The 18,693-nt window shown below is 66.0% G+C and carries 20 protein-coding genes; 6 read left to right on the top strand and 14 right to left on the bottom strand.

From position 1 onward, the window contains the following. Positions 1–169: 169 nt before the first annotated feature. Positions 170–514: a hypothetical protein gene (locus tag ACY9XZ_RS06000; protein WP_463456829.1), complete on the bottom strand. Its 345-nt coding sequence runs from the start codon at positions 512–514 to the stop codon at positions 170–172. Positions 515–603: 89 nt separating this feature from the next. Continuing rightward, on the bottom strand, positions 604–1,122 hold the full coding sequence (locus ACY9XZ_RS05995) for a DUF7342 family protein (RefSeq protein ID WP_463456150.1): 519 nt from the start codon (positions 1,120–1,122) through the stop codon (positions 604–606). Between the two features lie 203 nt (positions 1,123–1,325). Here ACY9XZ_RS05995 and ACY9XZ_RS05990 point away from each other — a divergent pair, with 203 nt between their 5' ends. Further along, positions 1,326–2,846: a hypothetical protein gene (locus ACY9XZ_RS05990; protein ID WP_463456149.1), complete on the top strand. Its 1,521-nt coding sequence runs from the start codon at positions 1,326–1,328 to the stop codon at positions 2,844–2,846. 2 nt (positions 2,847–2,848) lie between these two features. Here the strand turns inward: ACY9XZ_RS05990 and ACY9XZ_RS05985 are convergent, their stop codons facing one another. Next, positions 2,849–3,433, bottom strand: coding sequence for an NADPH-dependent FMN reductase (locus ACY9XZ_RS05985; RefSeq protein ID WP_463456148.1), 585 nt, complete (start codon positions 3,431–3,433; stop codon positions 2,849–2,851). A gap of 128 nt (positions 3,434–3,561) precedes the next feature. On the opposite strand from ACY9XZ_RS05985, the gene ACY9XZ_RS05980 reads away from it, so the two are divergent. Further along, positions 3,562–4,479 (top strand): DUF7351 domain-containing protein, encoded by a 918-nt coding sequence (locus ACY9XZ_RS05980; protein ID WP_463456147.1) that lies wholly within the window; start codon positions 3,562–3,564, stop codon positions 4,477–4,479. A 103-nt stretch (positions 4,480–4,582) separates the two neighbouring features. On the opposite strand, the gene ACY9XZ_RS05975 is transcribed toward ACY9XZ_RS05980, so the two are convergent. Then, positions 4,583–4,840: a hypothetical protein gene (locus ACY9XZ_RS05975; protein ID WP_463456146.1), complete on the bottom strand. Its 258-nt coding sequence runs from the start codon at positions 4,838–4,840 to the stop codon at positions 4,583–4,585. 97 nt (positions 4,841–4,937) lie between these two features. Between ACY9XZ_RS05975 and ACY9XZ_RS05970 the strand changes: the two genes are divergently transcribed. Continuing rightward, on the top strand, positions 4,938–5,483 hold the full coding sequence (locus tag ACY9XZ_RS05970; protein ID WP_463456145.1) for a Rieske (2Fe-2S) protein: 546 nt from the start codon (positions 4,938–4,940) through the stop codon (positions 5,481–5,483). Between the two features lie 48 nt (positions 5,484–5,531). On the opposite strand, the gene ACY9XZ_RS05965 is transcribed toward ACY9XZ_RS05970, so the two are convergent. From ACY9XZ_RS05965 to lrp, 3 genes are all read right to left on the bottom strand, one after another. After that, positions 5,532–7,019: an MATE family efflux transporter gene (locus ACY9XZ_RS05965; protein WP_463456144.1), complete on the bottom strand. Its 1,488-nt coding sequence runs from the start codon at positions 7,017–7,019 to the stop codon at positions 5,532–5,534. Continuing rightward, positions 7,016–7,612, bottom strand: coding sequence for a TetR/AcrR family transcriptional regulator (locus ACY9XZ_RS05960; protein ID WP_463456143.1), 597 nt, complete (start codon positions 7,610–7,612; stop codon positions 7,016–7,018). The genes ACY9XZ_RS05965 and ACY9XZ_RS05960 overlap by 4 nt, the downstream gene beginning before the upstream one ends. Before the next feature lie 108 nt (positions 7,613–7,720). Next, complete coding sequence (lrp, locus tag ACY9XZ_RS05955; RefSeq protein ID WP_463456142.1) at positions 7,721–8,179, bottom strand: HTH-type transcriptional regulator Lrp; 459 nt, start codon at positions 8,177–8,179, stop codon at positions 7,721–7,723. 126 nt (positions 8,180–8,305) lie between these two features. Here lrp and glnA point away from each other — a divergent pair, with 126 nt between their 5' ends. After that, on the top strand, positions 8,306–9,661 hold the full coding sequence (gene glnA, locus ACY9XZ_RS05950; RefSeq protein WP_463456141.1) for a type I glutamate--ammonia ligase: 1,356 nt from the start codon (positions 8,306–8,308) through the stop codon (positions 9,659–9,661). A 12-nt stretch (positions 9,662–9,673) separates the two neighbouring features. On the opposite strand, the gene ACY9XZ_RS05945 is transcribed toward glnA, so the two are convergent. The 3 genes from ACY9XZ_RS05945 to ACY9XZ_RS05935 form a co-directional block, all read right to left on the bottom strand. Then, the gene (locus ACY9XZ_RS05945) at positions 9,674–10,567 is read right to left on the bottom strand and encodes a phosphatase PAP2 family protein (RefSeq protein ID WP_463456140.1); all 894 of its coding nucleotides are present in this window, start codon (positions 10,565–10,567) and stop codon (positions 9,674–9,676) included. After that, positions 10,564–11,796, bottom strand: a complete 1,233-nt coding sequence (locus ACY9XZ_RS05940) for a YihY/virulence factor BrkB family protein (protein ID WP_463456139.1) — start codon at positions 11,794–11,796, stop codon at positions 10,564–10,566. Before ACY9XZ_RS05940 ends, ACY9XZ_RS05945 begins: the two co-directional genes overlap by 4 nt. A 71-nt stretch (positions 11,797–11,867) precedes the next feature. Continuing rightward, complete coding sequence (locus ACY9XZ_RS05935) at positions 11,868–13,304, bottom strand: MATE family efflux transporter (protein ID WP_463456138.1); 1,437 nt, start codon at positions 13,302–13,304, stop codon at positions 11,868–11,870. A 94-nt stretch (positions 13,305–13,398) separates the two neighbouring features. Between ACY9XZ_RS05935 and ACY9XZ_RS05930 the strand changes: the two genes are divergently transcribed. Both ACY9XZ_RS05930 and ACY9XZ_RS05925 read left to right on the top strand, forming a co-directional pair. Beyond that, the gene (locus ACY9XZ_RS05930) at positions 13,399–13,815 is read left to right on the top strand and encodes a hypothetical protein (RefSeq protein WP_463456137.1); all 417 of its coding nucleotides are present in this window, start codon (positions 13,399–13,401) and stop codon (positions 13,813–13,815) included. A gap of 89 nt (positions 13,816–13,904) precedes the next feature. After that, positions 13,905–14,591 (top strand): helix-turn-helix domain-containing protein, encoded by a 687-nt coding sequence (locus tag ACY9XZ_RS05925; RefSeq protein WP_463456136.1) that lies wholly within the window; start codon positions 13,905–13,907, stop codon positions 14,589–14,591. Positions 14,592–14,604: 13 nt separating this feature from the next. On the opposite strand, the gene ACY9XZ_RS05920 is transcribed toward ACY9XZ_RS05925, so the two are convergent. The 4 genes from ACY9XZ_RS05920 to ACY9XZ_RS05905 form a co-directional block, all read right to left on the bottom strand. After that, positions 14,605–15,024 carry an SHOCT domain-containing protein gene (locus tag ACY9XZ_RS05920; protein WP_463456135.1) on the bottom strand — a complete coding sequence of 140 codons (420 nt, stop codon included), beginning with the start codon at positions 15,022–15,024 and terminating at the stop codon, positions 14,605–14,607. Beyond that, the gene (locus tag ACY9XZ_RS05915) at positions 15,021–15,437 is read right to left on the bottom strand and encodes a hypothetical protein (RefSeq protein ID WP_463456134.1); all 417 of its coding nucleotides are present in this window, start codon (positions 15,435–15,437) and stop codon (positions 15,021–15,023) included. The genes ACY9XZ_RS05920 and ACY9XZ_RS05915 overlap by 4 nt, the downstream gene beginning before the upstream one ends. Positions 15,438–15,585: 148 nt before the next feature. Continuing rightward, positions 15,586–16,689 (bottom strand): tRNA (guanine(26)-N(2))-dimethyltransferase, encoded by a 1,104-nt coding sequence (locus tag ACY9XZ_RS05910; protein WP_463456133.1) that lies wholly within the window; start codon positions 16,687–16,689, stop codon positions 15,586–15,588. Positions 16,690–16,970: 281 nt separating this feature from the next. After that, positions 16,971–18,647, bottom strand: a complete 1,677-nt coding sequence (locus ACY9XZ_RS05905; RefSeq protein WP_463456132.1) for a histidine kinase N-terminal 7TM domain-containing protein — start codon at positions 18,645–18,647, stop codon at positions 16,971–16,973. Positions 18,648–18,693: the final 46 nt, after the last annotated feature.

The raw sequence follows: 18,693 nt of genomic DNA, 5'->3' as shown, positions 1-18,693 counted from the left end.
AATCGCTCTCTCGGCGAGGGCGGGAGTGAGCGACGTCGACGAGCTGCTGTGAGTATCTGCTCACTGTTCTCTCGGCGAGGGCGGGAGTGAGCGACGTGGGTGAGCTGCTGTGAGTATTTGCTCACTGTTCTCTCGGCGAGGGCGGGAGCGAGTGACCGAATTCGTCTACTTACCGTCGCTCCCACAGTGTCTCGATGCGGTCCACAACGTAATCAATGACGAGGCGACACACGTCTCGATGATCGTCCGGCCACTGCGCATCCTCTGCGGTTGTACGACTGGCATCCGGCGGCGGATGAAAGTGTCCGCGTGAGTTGTGGCTGTTCGGATGTCGATCCCACCGACACTTCCAGACACTTTCTCGCCGCGCTTCCTGATAGTGAACGTTGAAGTCGTCGTTGCGGTACCAGCGAATCTCCAGCCGAGTCGACGTTTCCGCCGGGTAATAGTCGCTGGAGAGTTCGACGCGGAGACACAGTTTCTCTTCCGTGATGATCTCCGCTGAATCGAACATCCGGCGCCCGACGAACCGAGACCGCATTTGATCCAACACCGAGCGGTCGATTGGCGCGGGGCTTGCGCCGTCGTCTACGGGGACCATCGTCAGCCGTGTGACGGGGCCGCTGAGCCGGTTGCTTTCTGCCGGGCGCGCTCGTAAAGACGGCGTTCCTCGATAGCAGTGGCCCAGTCACCGAGATCGACGTACACGTCGTCGACCTGCTCCGCATCGAATTCGAGGACATTGACTGCAGCGGGCGAGTCGCGACCGTACTCATCACGGTAGCGCTCGATCCTGTCCGTTAGCTCTGAGACGCGGGCCTGTAATTCGTCGACAGTGTTTTCCTGTGCCAGTTCGTTCGTCCGCCGCCATTCGAAGTAGTCGTCGTTTCGCTCGTATCTGACCGGGCGACCGTCGTGCCGGATGACGATTCCCAGCTCGGCATAGAATGAGAGGTGTGACCGCGCGGACTCTTCGGAGCAGTCCGCTCGCGTGGCGATTTCGGCGACCGTCATCGGCTGTCGGGCGTGTAGCACCGCGCTGTAGACCCGTTGCTTCGTGTCTTCGTCTTGGAAGGGTCTATCGAACGGCGGCGGGCCGTCACGGTGAGCACCGTCTGCCATATCTCTATCAACGAATCGGACACACATATTCCTTTCTTCAGCCAAAATATATGGCTTACTCTCGACGCCTTCCGCATTAGACTTCGTTCGCTGTTCTCTCGGCGAAGTGGGGTAACGACGTCGGCAAGCTGCCGTGAGTGGGCAGACCTCGGGCCCGGCCTCTCTGGGGCACGCTTAACACCCGTGACTGCAAACCCGGTGATATGTCGGCTTCGGAACTGGCAGACCGGGTGGCCGAGGCGCTCACGGTGGACACCGAGGCGTTCAACGACAGGGCTCGCGAGGAGGCCGAAGCGCTCAAGTCCGCGGTTCGTGACGGCACCTTCGACAACACGGAAGCCATCGTCGGCATGGAACTGGAGCTGTATGCCGTCGACGACCAGACTGACGCGCTCCAGCGGGTCCCCCGCCAGTTGCTCGAACTCATCGGATTCGAGAAGGAACTCGGGCTGCACAACGCGGAGATGCAGACGAGCCCGCAGCCGCTGAACACCCACGGGCTGGCGGCCCAGCGCAACGAGCTGAAGGCGTCGCTGATGCCGGCCCAGCAACGGGTGCGCAACGAGGGTATCCGCCTCGTCTCCGACGGGATGTGGACTGTTCCACCCGCGGGCGAGACGGCCCGGGAGTACCTCTGTGACTGCGTCGAACAGAGCGGCGTCCGCATCGGGACGAACATGTCGGACTCCGTCCGCTATCACACGATGGCCAACACGGACTACCCCTCGGCGTTCGAAATCGACGCGCCACACGCCTCGCTGCAGGCCGAGACGGTGATGCCGGAGTCGCTCATCACCTCGATTCAGCCCCACTACCAGATCCCTCACGCGCCAGACCTGCCGGAGTATTTCAGCTACGCGCTCCGTATCGCCGCGCCGTTGCTAGCGCTTGGCGTCAACTCCCCGTTTTTCCCGCCGGACCTGTACGACGATGCGCCCGACCCGGAGATCGTCGCCGGGGCGCACATGGAGAACCGCATCGGCGTCTTCGAGTCGGTGCTCAATCCGCCCGACGGCGACCCGACGCCGCCGAAAGTCTGCTTCCCACCGGATTTCGACACCGTCGAGGAGGCTATCGACGACATCGTTGCGGACGACACTATCGTCCCGGTCGATCTGCAGCCAGGGACCCGTTTCGACGACGACTTCGTTCACTTCCGGCACAAACACGGCTCGTACTGGCGGTGGATCAGGCCGGTGTTCGAGGGGGCGACGCGGTCGGCGGCCAACGCCCGCATCGAGTTCCGCCCGCTGGCCGCACAGCCGACCGTCGACGACGCCATCGGCTTCGCGGCCGTCTTCGCCGGGCTGATGGAGAGCCTGCCACAGCTCGAACACCCCATCCGGTCGCTGGACTGGGAGACGGCAGAGCGGAACTTCTACACCGCCGCGCGGAACGGCCTCCGAGCGAAAATCGAGTGGATCACCGCCGACGGGGCGACGACGACCAGCACCGAGGAGATATACGGCGAACTGTTCGAGCACGCCCGGGAGGGCCTCGAACAGCGTGGCCTCTCGGCGGAGGAGGCCCACAGCTACATCCGACCGCTGCGCGAGCGCGTCGACCGCCGGCTGACGCCCGCGCGCTGGAAACACGACTACGTCCGCCGCCGCGTCGAGGAGAACGTCCCGCTTGCCGAAGCGATCTGGGGGATGCAGGCCACCTACATTCGCCACCAGGAGGAGACGCTGCTGGACGGCAGTTTCGTCGACTGGTTCGAGTAAACTCAGCCAGTCGTCGTCGGTTCCGGTTGGGTCGTCGCGCCGGGCCGGTCCGCGACGCCTGCGTACGCGACGACGTCCATTCCCAACTTTTCGACGCGTTCGGCGATGTCCTCGTCGGCGATGTGTCCGTCCTCGAAGGCGGCCCACGAGTCGGGGATGGCGACGTCGTCGGGGAGCGGCCATCCCTTCAGTTCCAGCACTGATGCCCGGAGGTGCCGGAGCGCCGGCGTGGGGAACCCGCCGCCGGCCACTGCGAGGAGGCCGACGGTCATCCCCTCGACGTCGTCGATACTGCAGTAGTCGAGGGCCGTCTTCAGCGGCGAGGCGATGGTGCCGTGGTACATCGGGGTCCCGAGAACGAGGGCGTCGGCCGCCCGGACTCGGGCGGCCAGTTCCGGGCCGTCTCCCGCCTGCGTGTCAGCTGCATCGGGGTCGAACAGCGGGAGATCCCACGCCCGGAGGTCGATGTGCTCAGTCGTCGCGCCAGCCCCCGCTGCCGCATCGAGGGCACGCTGGACGGCGATCCTGGTTCCGCTGTCGTCACGCAGACTTCCGCTGATACCGATAACGTGTGGCGTGTCGTGCATCGTGTACCTGTTCGTAGCCGCCGTTGATTAGTAAGTATTCTGAGAACTCTGTTTCAGTATATATTCTGACAGGTGGTTTGATACGTGGACGGCTAGACGTTTTGTATCGACCTGCCGAAACAGCCGCTATGCCCGGCGATACCGACAGTGACGCGGACACCCAGCGGACGCCCGCCGACGCGTTCGCGCTGTTCAGCCACGACCTCCGTGTGGCGATTTTAGACGCCCTCTGGGCCGCTGACCGGCACGCCCTCCCGTACGCGGAGCTCAAGCGGCGGGTCGGCGAGCGCGACAGCGGGAAGTTCAACTACCACCTCTCGCAGCTGGTCGGGCAGTTCGTCGGGAAGGACGGCGAGGCGTACGAACTGCTGTATCCGGGCCATCGCGTCCTCGATGCGATACACAGCGGCGTCCTCCATCAGACCGGCGGCGTGGATCCGGTGTCGCTCGACGCCGACTGTCGCCACTGCGGGACCGCGCTGACGTTCACGCTGGACGAGTACATCGGCCACGTCGGCTGTCTGGCCTGTGACGACACCGTCATGGCGTTCCCGTTCGACCCCGGTGGCGTCAGCGGTCGTACCGACGAAGCGGTCGCCGCGGCGTTCGACCGGCGAACCCGACTGTTCTGGCGGTTCGCCGTCGCCGGCGTCTGTCCGGTCTGTGCGGGCGCCATCAGCGCGGGGGTAACGACGGAAACCGGGCCGGAACTGGACTCCCACTACGCGACCGATCACCCGGTGATGCTCGATATCGACTGTCAGCAGTGTAGCTTCTACAACTACCCGCCCGCCGCGGTCGTTGCGCTCTATCACCCCGCGGTAACCGGCTGGCTGTACGACCACGGCGTCGACCCCCGGACGACCCGCGCCTGGGAACTCGATTTCGTCGTCAACCCGTCACGGACGACAGTGCGACGCCGGGACCCGTGGGAGATCGCCGTGACGGTGGCGACAGCTTCCGAGCGGCTCCGAGCGACCATCGACGGAACCCTGTCAGTCACTGCGCTGGAGCGACGACCGGCCGATACCGACGAACACCTGTGATTGTGAACTCGGTTTCACCTAATCTCTGACGGGGCGGCGGCCGTTACCGGAGCCGCTGCTGACCATGTCCGGCAGATGTGTACAATCGGACGCTGTGGGCCCGTTACTCCTCGCTCTCGTCGCTGTCTTCAGCTTCCGCTTCCTCGTCGGTCTCGGCGTCCGCTTCGTCCATCTCTTCCTCGGCAGCCTCGTCTTCGTCGTCGTGCTCGGCGAACTCGACCTCCGCTTCTAGTTCGATTTCGATACCCTTCCCTTCCAGTTCCGCTTCGAACTCCGCCATATCCTCGACTTCGGCTTCCAGTTCCGCTGTGTCTACCTCGACCTCGACCTCCACTTCGACGGAAACGTCTTCTCGGTCCATACCGACGTTCCGCAGGGCTGACATAACTCCGTTTTGCAACCGGCATGTCGCGGACGACTTCGACATCGCTATGTGTGTCAACCGACGACCAGTTGCTATGAGTGATCCCGTGGACGTGACCGTCGACACCGACGACGAGTCGGAATCGGTTCGCATCCACGACGACGACGGCGAAGTCGAAGCCGGCGACACGACCGTCCGGTTCAGTTTTTCCGGCACTGGCGACGACCGGGCGGCTGACGACGAAGCGCCGACTGACGGCAACGACGGACAGCCGACCGGCGACGATCCGCGCCACATCGTCGAACTCGATTCGGTGCCCACCGACAGCACGCTCGTGTTCGAGGCTCGTGACGGCCGACGCGGTGTCAACTGTATCTTGCACCGCGCGGGCGACGCCGTCGTCGCCTGGCGCAACTCCTGTCCCCACCAGCCCGAAGTCCCCCTCGATCCGGGCCGGGGCGCGATTGTGCGGGGCGACCGGCTGGTGTGTCACAAGCACGGCGCGCAGTTCGAACGCGAGGACGGCGTCTGCACGCACGGCCCCTGTGCCGGCGACGTGCTGGACGGTATCGAGGTCGAAACCAGGGACGGCGACGTGTATCTCACCGACGAGCGCTTCGAGCGGGCCGAACGGCGCTGACACGCGCCATCAGAGCGTTTTGCGGTTCTTTCTCAGCAACCAGCGCCGTCAGTCGTCCGCGACAGCCGGATCGCTACCGGTCCGCGGATCGGCCTCGCGCCACGTTCCCCGGAGGAACCAGGCCGCTGCGAGGCCGGCCGCGAGAACGTTCGAGACGGCGAAGGCCAGCCAGATGCCTTGTTCGGCCAGCGAGTACGCGAAGAGGTCGACGACCTGCGGACCGAGCCAGGCCGGGACCGCAACCGGGCGGGAGGCGACCCAGGCGACCGGCAGGCGGATGATTCCCAGCATGGTGACCGCCAGCGCCGCCGAGGTGAGCGTCTTGCCGGCCCCGCGGAACCCGCCGGAGTAGGCCCGCACGATGCCGATGAACCCGAAGGTCGGGGCGACCCACTGGAGGAACTCCGCCCCGATACGGACGACCTCGGGGTCGTCGCTGAACACGCTGACGACCGTTGGTGCGGCGAAGATAGTAATCGCACCGAGGACGGTGAGGATGGCGAACGAGACTTTCGCGGCGAAGTGGTTGGCCGTCGCCGCGCGGTCCGGCCGCTCCGCGCCGAGGTTCTGGCCGGTCATCGTCTCGACGCCCCGATCCATCGCGATGGCCGGCATGAACACCAGCGAGAACACGCGGATGCCGACGCCGAAGGCCGCCACGACAGTAACGGAAAACGTCCCGACGATGAACAGCATGGCGTTGACCGACAGCGCCCGCCCGGTCCCCTCGACGGAGGCCGGGACGCCCAGCCTGAGCAGTTTCCGGAGGTACTCCAGGTCCGGTGCCATGTCACCGAGGTGAATCCGCACGCCCCGCCGGCCCGACAGCAGGATACCGATACCGACGACTAACGCCACACCCCGGGAGAAGATGGTCGCGACGGCCGCGCCGACGACGCCCATCTCGGGGAACACCCACCAGCCGAAGATGAGGAACGGATCGATGACGATGTTCAGCACGACGGTCCCGAACATCACCAGCATCGGCGTGATGGTGTCCCCGGCCCCGCGCATCAGCGAGATGAACACGAAGAAGCCGAACATCGCCGTCAGCCCGAGCGAGACGACCTGCAGGTACCCCGTCGCGCCCGGCAGCACCTCGCTGGAGGCACCCAACAGTGACAGGAAGTCCTCGACGAAGAAGTAGCCGGTCACGCCGAGCAGCACGGAGGCCAGCAGCGCGAACGTCACGGTCTGGGAGGCAGCGTACTCGGCCTCGCGGAGCTCTTCGGCACCCGTGTGCTGGGCGACCAGCACGCTTCCCGCCACGGACAGCCCCATCCCGAGCGAGATGAGCAGGAAGATCATCGGGAAGGCAAAGGAGATGGCCGCAAGCGCCGTCGTGGAGTACTGGCCCAGCCAGAACGTATCGGCCAGGTTGTACGCCACCTGTAGCAGGTTCGTGATGACGATGGGGAAGGAGAGAAAGAGAAGCGGCTTGCCGATGTCGCCGCTGGTCAGGTCCAGCTCCTCCTGGCCCTTGAATAGCCCGCCGAGCCGCGCACCGAGACGGCCCAGTTTCTGCCGGACGCTCACGCTGTGACCTCCTCCTGTCCGTCCAGGAGATGTGTTTCAACGTACTCGGCGAGCATTTTCCGGGTGCATTCGACCGGGCGGCCGGTCGTGACGCGCTCGGTCGCGGCCCCGGTCAGCACGGTGACGATGAACCGGGCGGTCTCCTCGGCGTCGAGGTCGGATTTGAACGTCCCGTCGGCGATGCCGTCTTCGAGGATCACTTCGAGCTCGTCGACGAGATAGTCGTCGAACTTCGTGAGCCGCTCGCGAAAGCCGGGTTCGTAGGGCGCGTGGGCGCGGATTTCGAGAATCGCGGTCCCGAACTCCTCGCTCCCGTCGTCCGGTTTGTCCAGCACCGAGTCGATGAGCGCCAGCAGCCGCTCGTGTGGGGTCTCGCCGTCGGGGTCTTCGGTCCGGTCGACGAACCCGTCATAGAGGTATTCGAGGAACGCACAGAGAAGGTCGTGCTTGCTGTCGTAGTGGTAGTGGAGGGAGGCTTTGCTCTTGTCCGACTCGTCAGCGATATCCTGCATCGTCAGGTCCGCGTAGCCGTGCGTACACAGCGCACGGTAGGTCGCATCCATAATATCGTCGGCCGTGTCGCCGTCGTTCATTACGTGTAACTAACTGACTGGTCAGTCAAGTATGCGTCGGTACTGGCTTCCGCCACCCCGAGACCTGCCGGTCCGGGAGCGGTCGGAACGACTGCAGAAGGGCGGCCGCTACTCCTTCAGGTCGAGGTCGAACTGCTCGTGTTCGCTGGCTGCGTTGAGCACGACGGAGGTGTTCGACTCCCTGATGTCAGGATCCGTGAGCAGCTCCTTGATCTGGGCGTTCATGCCGTCGGTGTCGGTGAACTTCCCGACCGCGATGATGTCGTAGTCGCCGGTGACCTCGTACACCGAGATCATCTGCTTGTGCTCTCTGAGGTCCTCCGTGACCGCCGGCAGCGACGACCCCTCCACCTTGAGCTGGATAATGGCCGTCACGTCGTAGCCGAGCTTGTCGTAGTCGACTTTGGGCGTGTACCCGTTGATGATCCCCTCGTCCTCCAGATCGGAGAGGTGGTTCGAGACGGTCGTTACCGACACGTCGAGGTCTTCTCCGAGGCTTCGGAGGCTGGCGCGGCCATCCCCCAGCAGGGCATTCACTAACTCACGGTCGAGATTTTCGTACGTCATTACATTGGGGGACGCCCCCCAGGGATTAGAATTTTACGAATGTCCAAATGTAAGCGAAAGCGTCGAAACCTTTGCGCAAATCAGCAGGGTTTTAGTAGTAGCACCGTTCCTATCTGGTGTCCAAAGATGACAAGCGAACTTTCAGAGGCGGCAGAGGAGGTACTTGAGGAGATCGAAGAGAAGAACGTCGACTTCCTGCGACTCCAGTTTACCGACATCCTCGGCACAATCAAAAACGTCTCGATCACAGCCGATCAGGCGGAGAAAGCGTTCACAGAGGGCATCTACTTCGACGGGTCCTCGATCAACGGCTTCGTCCGGATTCAGGAGTCCGACATGCGCCTGGACCCGGACCCCTCGACGTTCTCCGTGCTTCCGTGGAGAGAGAACGTAGAAGGCGGCTCCAGCGCCCGCCTCATCTGTGACGTCATCGACACCTCGACCGGCGAACCGTTCGCTGGCGACCCACGCGGCGTTCTGAAGCGTGCGATCAAGCGCGCAAACGACATGGGCTATACGGTCAACGCCGCACCCGAGCCCGAGTTCTTCCTGTTCGAGGAAGACGAAGAGGGCCGTGCGACGACCAAGACCAACGACGCCGGCGGCTACTTCGACCTCGCGCCGAAGGACCTCGCCTCCGACGTGCGCCGTGACATCATCTACGGCCTCGAAGACATGGGCTTCGACATCGAAGCCTCCCACCACGAGGTCGCCCAGGGCCAGCACGAGATCAACTTCACCTACGACGACGCGCTCTCGACGGCTGACAACGTCGCCACCTTCCGCTCTGTCGTCCGCGCCATCGCGGCCGAACACGACCTGCACGCGACGTTCATGCCGAAGCCGATCCCGAAGATCAACGGCTCCGGGATGCACACGCACCTCTCGCTGTTCACCGAGGACGGCGAGAACGCGTTCCACGACGAGGACGACGAGTTCAACCTCTCCGAGACGGCAAAGAGCTTCACCGCTGGGATCCTCGAACACGCACCGGCCATTGCGGCCGTGGCGAACCCGACCGTCAATTCCTACAAGCGTCTGGTCCCGGGCTACGAGGCCCCCGTCTACGTCGCCTGGTCCGACCGCAACCGCTCGGCACTCATCCGCAAGCCGGCCGCCCGCACGCCGGCCGCAAGCCGGATCGAGGCTCGCTTCCCCGACCCGTCGTGTAACCCGTACCTCGCCTTCGCCGCGCTCATCCACGCCGGTCTCGACGGTGTCGAGCGCGACCTCGAATGCGACGACCCGGTCCGCGAGAACATCTACGAGTTCGACGAGGCCAAACGCGAGGAGTACGGCATCACCACGCTGCCGGAGAACCTCGGCGAAGCCGTCGACGAACTCGAACAGGACGAGGTCATCAGCGACGCCCTCGGCGAGCACGTCTACGAGAACTTCGTCGAGGCCAAGCGCCAGGAACACAAGGAGTACCTGGTCGACGTCTCCCAGTGGGAACTCGACCGCTACCTCGAGAAGTTCTAAGCGGCGTCCGTCTCAGTATTTTTCTGCGAGGCGCTCACCGGCCAGCGGCAGCACCAGCAACAGTCCCGTCCCGAGTGCCGCAAGCAGCGTGACCACGGCCGGCGTCGGGTGCAGGCCGAACGTCACCCCGAGAAGGAGGCCAACCGAGCCCACGCCAAGCAGTGCCGTGACCGTGACGCCGGTCCGGGTCGGCTCCGGAACCGACCCACCCAGCAGCGACCAGACAACACCGCCCGCGACTGCGATTCCCAGCGCGCCGGCCGTATCCCGGGAAACGTCGGCGACGAGCAGCCCCGCCAGGGCGATGCCGGCGGCCAGTCCGAACACCCGCTCGGGCGTCCTGAGCACGCCAAGCGCCAGCGCGAGCGCTGCGCCGGCGATGGCGAAGCCCGCAAGAATGTCGACGAGGTAGTGGACGCCAAGCACCAGTCTGGAGAGGCCGACGAGGGCGATGACGGTGCCGGCGACGGCAGCCCGTTGCCGACGCGTGCCGACCCGGAGCGCCCAGGCGATACCGCCCCAGACAAGCAGGGAGAGCGTGGCGTGGCCGCTGGGGAAGCCAAAGCCCTCGCCGGTGGCCATCGACTCGTAGATGCCCCGGACTGGCGACGGCAGCAGTCCGGCGTGGGTGGCCGTCCCAGCACCCGGCGGCCGGGGCAGGACGAACACCCCTTTCAGTGAGACGACGAGGGCAACGCCGACGGCGAGCAGCGCCACCAGCATCGCCGTCCGGTCCCGAGTGAGGCCACGGCCGAGCGTCGGCGTCCAGGGACCCAGCCAGTACAGCAGGCCACAGGCCAGAAAGGTAAACCAGAAATCGCCCAGTTGGGTGATGAGGGCGAACAGTACGACGATTGCGCCGGGCAGCGCTGACAGGACCTCAGTGACCCCGATAGTCCGTATCACTGTCGCCAGTCGCGCACGCGGTCGATGAGCCGTCCGGGCATGCCGGTCGCAGTCAGGGTCACACCGACCGCAATCATGATCGTGTAAAGGCCCAGCACCGACAGCCAGATGACCAGCATCGCCAGGACGGCGTAGATCCCCTTCAGATAGTAGAACGCACCGAGGGTCATGATCGTGCCGTACAGCAAGACGATGTAGGGGCCCCACTGTCGGGCGTGGCCGCGGCGCATCCGGCGGCGGACGTACTGCTTGAGGTCCGATTTCACTTCGTCGCGGTGCAGCGTCCGGCCCTCGATCTCCTCGCGGAACGACTCGAACTCCTCGCGGAGCTCCCTGAGTTCCTCGTCTGTCAGGTCGTCGGGTGTCCGTGACGTGTCAGCGCCGGCTGGTGGCGGCGTGTCGGTTTCGTCAGCGTCCTCACTCATCGCTTTGCCGGACCGTCGGCGCGGTACCTGTTGTAGTTGCCGGTCCGCGAGCGCCGCGTTGACCGCTGCGCCCACGAGCAGCACCTGTCCGGCGAAGTAGAACCACGTCACGAGCAGGAGGACCCCGCCGATGACGCCGTACACCTGGTAACTGTCGGCCTGCGAGGCGTACACGTTGAACCCTGTCCCGAGCAGCGTCCACCCGAGGCCGGCGAACACCGCGCCGGGGACGGCTTCCCGTATCGTCATCTCCTGGTCGGGGAACAGATAGTACAGCGGGAGGAAGGCGACCGCCAGCACGGGAACGAGCGCGAGGCCACCGAGCGCGACCTGCACGCCGAGCACCGTTCCGAGCGCCCCGATGACGCCGAGCCCGACCAGTGCGATACTGATCCCGCCCAGCGCGGCCAGCCCATCGACGAGTTCCCCGAGTATCGAATCGGGGCCATCGGTTCCGTAGACGCGACTGAAGGCCGTATCCAGCCCGCGGAACACCTTGAGCGCGCTCCACAGCGTGACGCCGACACCGAGGACGGTCGCGCCGCCGCGGCCGGCCCCGCTGGTCAGCGCGTCTTCGAGCAGTGTCGATGCGGTCGGCGAGAGCACGTCCCCCGCAGCCGCCACGATTCGCTCGGCAAAGGCCTCCCCGCCCGCCAGTGTCCCGACGACCAGCGTCAGCAACAACAGCGGCAGGAGCGAGACGAACATGTAGTAGGCGATGCCGGCCGCGAGAAAGGAGACCTCCTCCTCTCGGACAGTGCGGACGACATCCCGACCGACGGAGACAGCGCGTGTGCGATCCACGCGAGCACATCAGAGTGGCGTCACAAATATACTGTCGACTGGCTGATGTCACCCCCCGTCGACGCCACGCGTCAATCGTCCAGCGCCGCGTCGGGCCGGTAGGACCGACTGACGACTCGCCACGTCCCCGAGCGGAAGCGATAGTAGGTCACCGCCGCGGGAACCGCGGTCTCGACCACTAGCGAGGCATATAGCGCGAGTTCGCCCAGCGGCGTGACGTAGCCGAGATACGCAAGCGGGAGGGCGAACAGGTACATCCCGGCCAGTTGGGAGTAAAACGGCCAGCGCGTGTCGCCGCTGGCACGGAGCGGCCCCGTCGAGCCGCCGTCGACGCCACGGAACACGACGCTTGCACACGCGACGGCGACGAACACCGTCACCAGCGGGAGCACTGTGGGATCCGAGACGAACAGGCGGGCGATGCCCCGCGAGAACGGAAGCAGCGTCGCCGCGACGACGAGGTACACGCCGATGCTCAGTCGGAGCACCGTCTGCGCCCAGACGGTCGCCTCGGCCTCGTCGTCGTCGCCCAGCGCCTGCCCGACGAGGCTGCTCGACGCCAGGCTCAGCCCCCAGTTCGGCGTGTCAAGCAGCGCCCGGACCCGAAGCGCCACGACGTAGGCCGACACGACGCCCGGCCCGAACAGCCCGACGATGAACAACCGGGGAAACTGCGCCCCGGTCCGCGCGAGGTTGGCCCCCACTAGCGGTGCCCCGGTCTCTGCGAGGTCCCGCCCCAGCCCCCGGTCGAGGAACGGCCGCGACACCGGCACCCGGACCGGGAACGTACCGATGATCGGCAAGCCACCGCGAGCTAGCCCGACGGCGAATCCGGCCGTGACCAGGACGTTCGCAATGACCGTCCCCAGGGCCGCACCGACGACGCCGAGGCCGAACCCGAAGATGAAGACGGCGTTCAACGCGATGTTGACGACCGCACCGCCGGCCCGCAACAGCATCGGCGTCCAGGCGTCGTCGGCTCCCACGAGCGTCCGACTCCCGATGAGGTTCAGTGCGGCGAAGGGGACGCCGAGCGCGGCGACGCGCAGGTATCGCGTCCCGTAGTCGACGGCCTCCGACCCCGTTCCGACGAGATCGACGAGCAGCCCGGGGACGATCCAGTACGCCGCCATCAGCGGGAGCGTCAGCCCCAGCACGACGGCGGCGCTGGTCGTGACGGTGACCGCCAGTTCCTCGTCGGCGTCGGCCCCGTAGCGCTGGGACACCATGCCGATTGTCCCCCCGGCGACCCCGCCGCCCAGCGCGAACACGAGTTCCCAGAACGGGGCGGCGAAGCCGACGCCGGCGATGGCGGTCGGCCCGAGCGCCAGTCCGACCATCGCCACGTCGACCGTCGACTTCGACATCCGAGCGACCCCGGTGACGATGCGGGGCCAGGAGAGATCCGTCGCTCGGCGGACCCGCTCGCGCTCGACGAGGCCGAACCGCGCGAGCAGGCTGCCGATGAACAGCAGGACGCCACGGACCGGATTGTACGTGGAGGGCACGTGTTCGCCACCGCTTTGCGGCCGAGGCAAAAAGGGGTTAAGAAAGCGGCGCCGCCCTCACAGGCTTTATACAGCATCGCCGCAACGACCGGATATGGATACGGAAGCGGCCATCCGGCACGGGACGATGCGGGTGACGGTCCTGTTGCTCGTCGCGGCCGCACTGGCTATCGGCCTCGGCGTCGCCGGCCTCGGCGCGTCCCTGCCGATTGTCGTGGGCCTGCTGGTACTGACGGCTGTTCTGTACGCCGGCCGTCCGGACGACGGTCGGTTCGGTTCCGTCGCCGGTGTCGACGCGGACGGCATCGTCCAGTCGCTGTGGGTCGCGCCGCTCGTTACGGCCCTGCCGCTGCTCGTCCGCCTGTCGGCCACGCCCGGCGAGATGCAGGCCATCGGCGGGCTGCTCGGCCTCGCGGGGATGGCGAACTACTTCCTGCGGCCGGTGTATCTGCTGGGCTACGACCTCGCCGCTGCTGTTCGGGAGAGCATCGGTCGGGCGAACGGCCGGTGACACGGCGGCCACCGCCGGGCGCTGACAAACGAACTCCGGCGCGGGATTTACCCGTTCGCGATATGTGATATCACTCGTCGCACTATGCTGTGGCCACAGCCCCCACGCCGTCGGAGGCGGTCGGTGTGATCGCTGCCCGGCTCCGGATTCGCCTTCCCGACGACATCTGGATCGCCGATGTCTCACAGGCGAACCCACAGGCCACGTTCAGGCTGCTCTCCGGGATTCGGGCAGGCGCGACGGCGGTCGAACTCGGCGAGGTAACGACGGACGACCCCGCGACCGCCGGGGACGCTATCGCGACCCACCCGTCAGTCACCGCATACGAGGAGTTGGAACGCACTGCCGACCGCGTGCTCGCGAAGTACGAGACGACAGATACGGCACTATACGAGTTCGTCGCCGAGTCGGGGCTCCCGATCGAGTACCCGGTCACCGCCGAGAACGGCTGGTACGAGTTCGACCTCACCGGGTCGCGCGCGGAGTTCGACCGCTTCCAGGCGGCCATTGAGGACGCGGGCAGGCAGTACGAACTGCTGTCGCTCGTCCACAGTACCGACCCGGCCGGGCTCCTGACAGACCGTCAGCGGGACGTCCTCACGGCTGCGCTCCGAGCGGGCTACTTCGAACTGCCGCGTGAGTGTACGCTCGCTGACCTGGCAGCCGCGCTCGATATCGACAAATCGACCGCGAGCCGCGTCCTCAGACGCGGCCAGACGCGAATTGTCAAGTGGTTTCTCACGACGGCGATCTCGCAGTCGCCGGAGCGCCGCTGACCGTGCGCCGCGACTACTGGTCCCCCAGTCTAGGCGGCGCTCCACTGCCGTTCTCATCGGCCGGGCGTCCCGTCTCACGCGTATCTGCCGATGACACGGACCCTGTTTCGAGGAGCCGTTCGAGCCGCCGCTCGAACTCGACGTCAGAGAGCTCTCCCTGCGCGTACCGCTGGTGGAGCGTGGCCAGTGCGGCTTCGGTCTCGCCGTCCCGGTCGGTGGTCGCCGGGCGACTGTCGCTGCGCCGGTCGTACTCTACCAGCCCCACTGCCGCCGGGAGCACCACGCCGAAGCCGACGACGAACGCCAGCCAGAACCAGTCCACGTCCAGCGCCAGCAGCCCGAACGCGACGCCCAGCGTGACCGCCGTTACGACTGCTGAGACGACCGCACTCAGGGGATCGGGACGGATCGAGTGGGATAGGGTCGCGCTCATTGTCCACCTCGGATGGAGAGCACCGCGGTGTACGCTGCCCCGATGGCGACGGCGGCGATGAGCGCGAGCAGGACGCCGAAGGCCCCGTATCCGAGCATCGGGTCGCTGTACGGCGCGATGATGTCCGACGGCGGTTCGATAGCCCAGGGACCGAGGTGGACGGCCGCGAGCAGCACGCTGTTTGCCGTCAGAAACCCGAGCCAGTACCGCAGGCCCACCCGACCGGTTACCGTGAGGACGAGACCGAACGCCAGCAGTGGGTAGACGGCGAGACTGAGCGTGAACGCGTTCACCTCTGGCGTCAGCGGCCAGCCCACGTGGTTGCCCCGGACGATGTGGTCGACGTGATGTACCATTCCGAACAGCGTCGGCACGAGCACGACGAGGTATACCTGTCTCGGAACGCTACGCATACGTGCTACGCTACTGTTCGAACGGTGGTCGGTCCGTTCCATGTGTAGACAGAACGGATGCAGTACACTGACGCTTACAGCAACATGTTGCATTCCCAGCGGCGCGGGTACGTCGGCAGCCGCGAGTAGTCGCGAACATTCGGCGTTGTCAGTGTGCCGTCGCCTCGCGGATCTCCACCACGTCGGCGTTCGTCTTGAACGTCGTCCCGCCGTAGTGCGTACGAGAGGCCTCGTAACCAGCGTCGCGGAGCTTTCCGATGAACTCGTCCATGGCTTCCGCGCCGCGCCCCCAGCGCTTGCAGAGCCGGTGCTGGTCGTAGTGGGTCGGCGTGTCGATCTCTTCTCTGAGCGTCGCCAGCAGTTCTGTCGCTTCCTCGGCGGTGCCCATCTCCTCGGTCACGTGCTCGGAAACGGCGTCGACGAATTCGGGGTCGCAAGTCCGGCCCAGCCAGATGGGACCGGCCGTCTGGAGGTGCTCGTCACAGACCGGACACTCCTCCGGCGGGTCGGCGATGAGGCCGTAGTCGTGGTCGCGCCAGAGGCAGTGCTGGCAGTGGTGGACGTAGCCCAGTTCGTCGATACAGTCGTTGGCGACTTTCGCGCCGTGGTCGAACTCCAGGTAGGTCCGGGCGTAGTGTTTCGTCGCGTGGCTGAGGATCGGCCGGGCGGCGATGTCGTAGCGGGCCGCGGTGCGGACCATCGCCGACAGGAGGACGCGCATCCCCATCTCGGCGTGGAACTCGGTGTTGCGCGGGACCGCGCCGTAGGACCTGACCCCGCTCTCGAAGTGCGCCCCGCATAGGGGTGCCGTGTCGGTGGCTGTCACACAGAGGAGGTGTTTGGTCCCCTGGATAGCCGCGTCGGCGAAGGGAATCGGGGTGCCAAACGGGTCCACGTCCACCACGTCGAAGGCCTCGGAGTGCATGAGTACGTTCGCGTCCGACCGCCGGACCGAAGCGGCGAGGTCGTTGCGTTCGAGGTTCTGCTCACACAGCGCCGTCGCGTCGTCGTCGATGTCACACAGCGTCGTCTCCCAGTCGTTGGCCGCGGCGCGGACGCCCCGGATGCCACTGGCGGCGGTGGCGTCCAGATACGTCGACACGCGGGGGGTTCGCTCTCGGTAGGCCCGCAGCGCCGCCACGGTGATGTCGCGGTTCAGCTCCTGGACGGGGTTGAAGAACACGTCCGCGCCCTTCCCCGCCTCCGGCTGTTCCGGCACCGTGACCGTCACTCGGCCCTCACTGACGCGCATACTCCCCGGTCCGTGTCTGCGCCGTTAAGTCGTTCGAACCTGCCTGTCGATGTTTCTGTACTCAGTGTTGGCGTGACCTGCCCGAAAGCCCCCGACCGCTCGACTACTACGACTCGTTGCGCCCTTCACTCGCTACGCTCGTTCCAGTGCTTACGCCGTCTCGCACATCGAGCGGCTGGCCCCTTTCAGTCCCACCCGATGTTGATCGTGTCATCGCACTGGGACTGCCGGCTGTGCAATCGCACTTAGCACGGTCAGCGGACCATCTCCGCGAGTACCACTCACACCGCTTCGGCGGCCGTCCGCTCTCGGGGCAGTCGAACAGTCACCGTCGTCCCGTCGCTCGTGTCGAACGCGAGGTCCCCCTCCAGCGTCGTCGTGGTCCAGCGGACGAGCCAGAGACCGATACCGCTGCCGTGGTTCAGGTCCGTCTCGCGGCCCCGCTCCAGCACGCCGAGTTCGTGCTCCGGGATGCCCGGGCCGTTGTCGGTGACCGTCAGCACAACGTCGTCGCCATCGACTGTTGCGCCGACGGTAACGACGGCGTCCGGGACGTGCTGGAGCGCGTTCTCGACGAGGTTCGTCAGCAGAATCTCAAGCAAGGCGGGTTGGGTCGTCAGCCGGAGGCCATCGGGTATCTCGGCTGTCACGATCCCGCCGTACTCGTCGCGGGCGGCTCCCACGATCTCGCCGGCGAGGTCGGACAGTACGACGGATTCGAGGGTCGTGTCACCCCCGCCCGCTTCGGCGAGGGTCCGGGCCTTCTGGCCGGAGTCGACCAGGCGACTGACCGACCGCTCGATGGTCGCCGCGTGGTCGGCCTGCTCGCCGCCGAGCTCCCCCGCCAGCAGTTCCGCCCGGGCCTGAATGACGACGCTCTCGTTGCGGACGTTGTGCCTGAGGAAGCGATTGAGAACTTCGAGGCGGCGCTCCCGACGGATCTCGTCGGTGATGTCCTGAAAGACGACCGTGTACCCCAGTTGTGTGCCCGCCTCGTCACGGAGCGCCGTCTGTCGGACTTTGAACTCGCGGTGTCGGCCCCTGGTCTCGATGGACACCCGCGAACTCTCGCCATCGGTTTCGATGGAATCGCCCGTCAGAAAGTCGTTCAGTGGCCTTGTCAGCGCTTCGTGTTTGCCGACGGCGAGCATCCGTTCGGCGGCGGGGTTGAGGTTCACGACCCGCCCTTGCTCGTCGACGATGGCGACCGGGGTGGCGATGTCGTGGATTGCCGCCCGCTCGCCGGCCCGTCGGGTCGCCGGGTGGAACTCGAACATGTCGCTCCGGACGAACGCGTACAGGTCAAGCGCGACGTGGGGCAGGAACAGGAGCGGTGTCAGATTGACTGTCGGAACCGGCCCGATGCCGCCGGCCCACACCAACACCGCGGCACCGGGCGGTATCGGGCTCAGTCCGACCGCCAGCGCCTCACGCCGGTACAGCGGGCCGTAGCTGACGACCGTATCGAACACCAGCAACGTCCCGAAACTGACGAACAACATCGCGACGATGATCGTGAGCAGCCCCGTCGGCAAGACGGCGTAGTCGGCTCCCGCGCTGCCGACGGTCGGCACGACCCGGAACCCCTCCCAGACGACTGTGTGGAGCGGGTTCGTGACGACGAGGGCCGTTCCAGCGAGCGGGAGCACCGCCACACCCCGGTACCAGCCACTTTCGAGGACGTTCGTCCGGCCGGTGTATCCAAGCGCAAAGGAGAGGAAACAGAACCCGATCCAGATGATTCCCAGCCAGGACACCATCTCCAGGGCGAGGCGCAGTGTCCGGTCGAACATCAGCAGCGCCACGCCGTAGCTGAAACACCAGATCGTCTGCGTGACGATGGTCGCGACGAACCACCGCGCGCCGGGCTTGTCCCAGTGCGCCCGGAGCTGGGCCAGCAGATACAGCGAGCCGAGTCCCGAAGCGAACGAGCCCAGCGCCAGCCACGGGAGGTCCATGCCGGAAGAAATCCCTATTCCGTGTTTATCCTTCTGGGCACAGTAC

This window comes from Haloarcula sp. HT12, from assembly GCF_055271655.1.
Note: the sequence above shows the minus strand (reverse complement) of the source record. Positions and strands in the feature narration are given on the sequence as shown.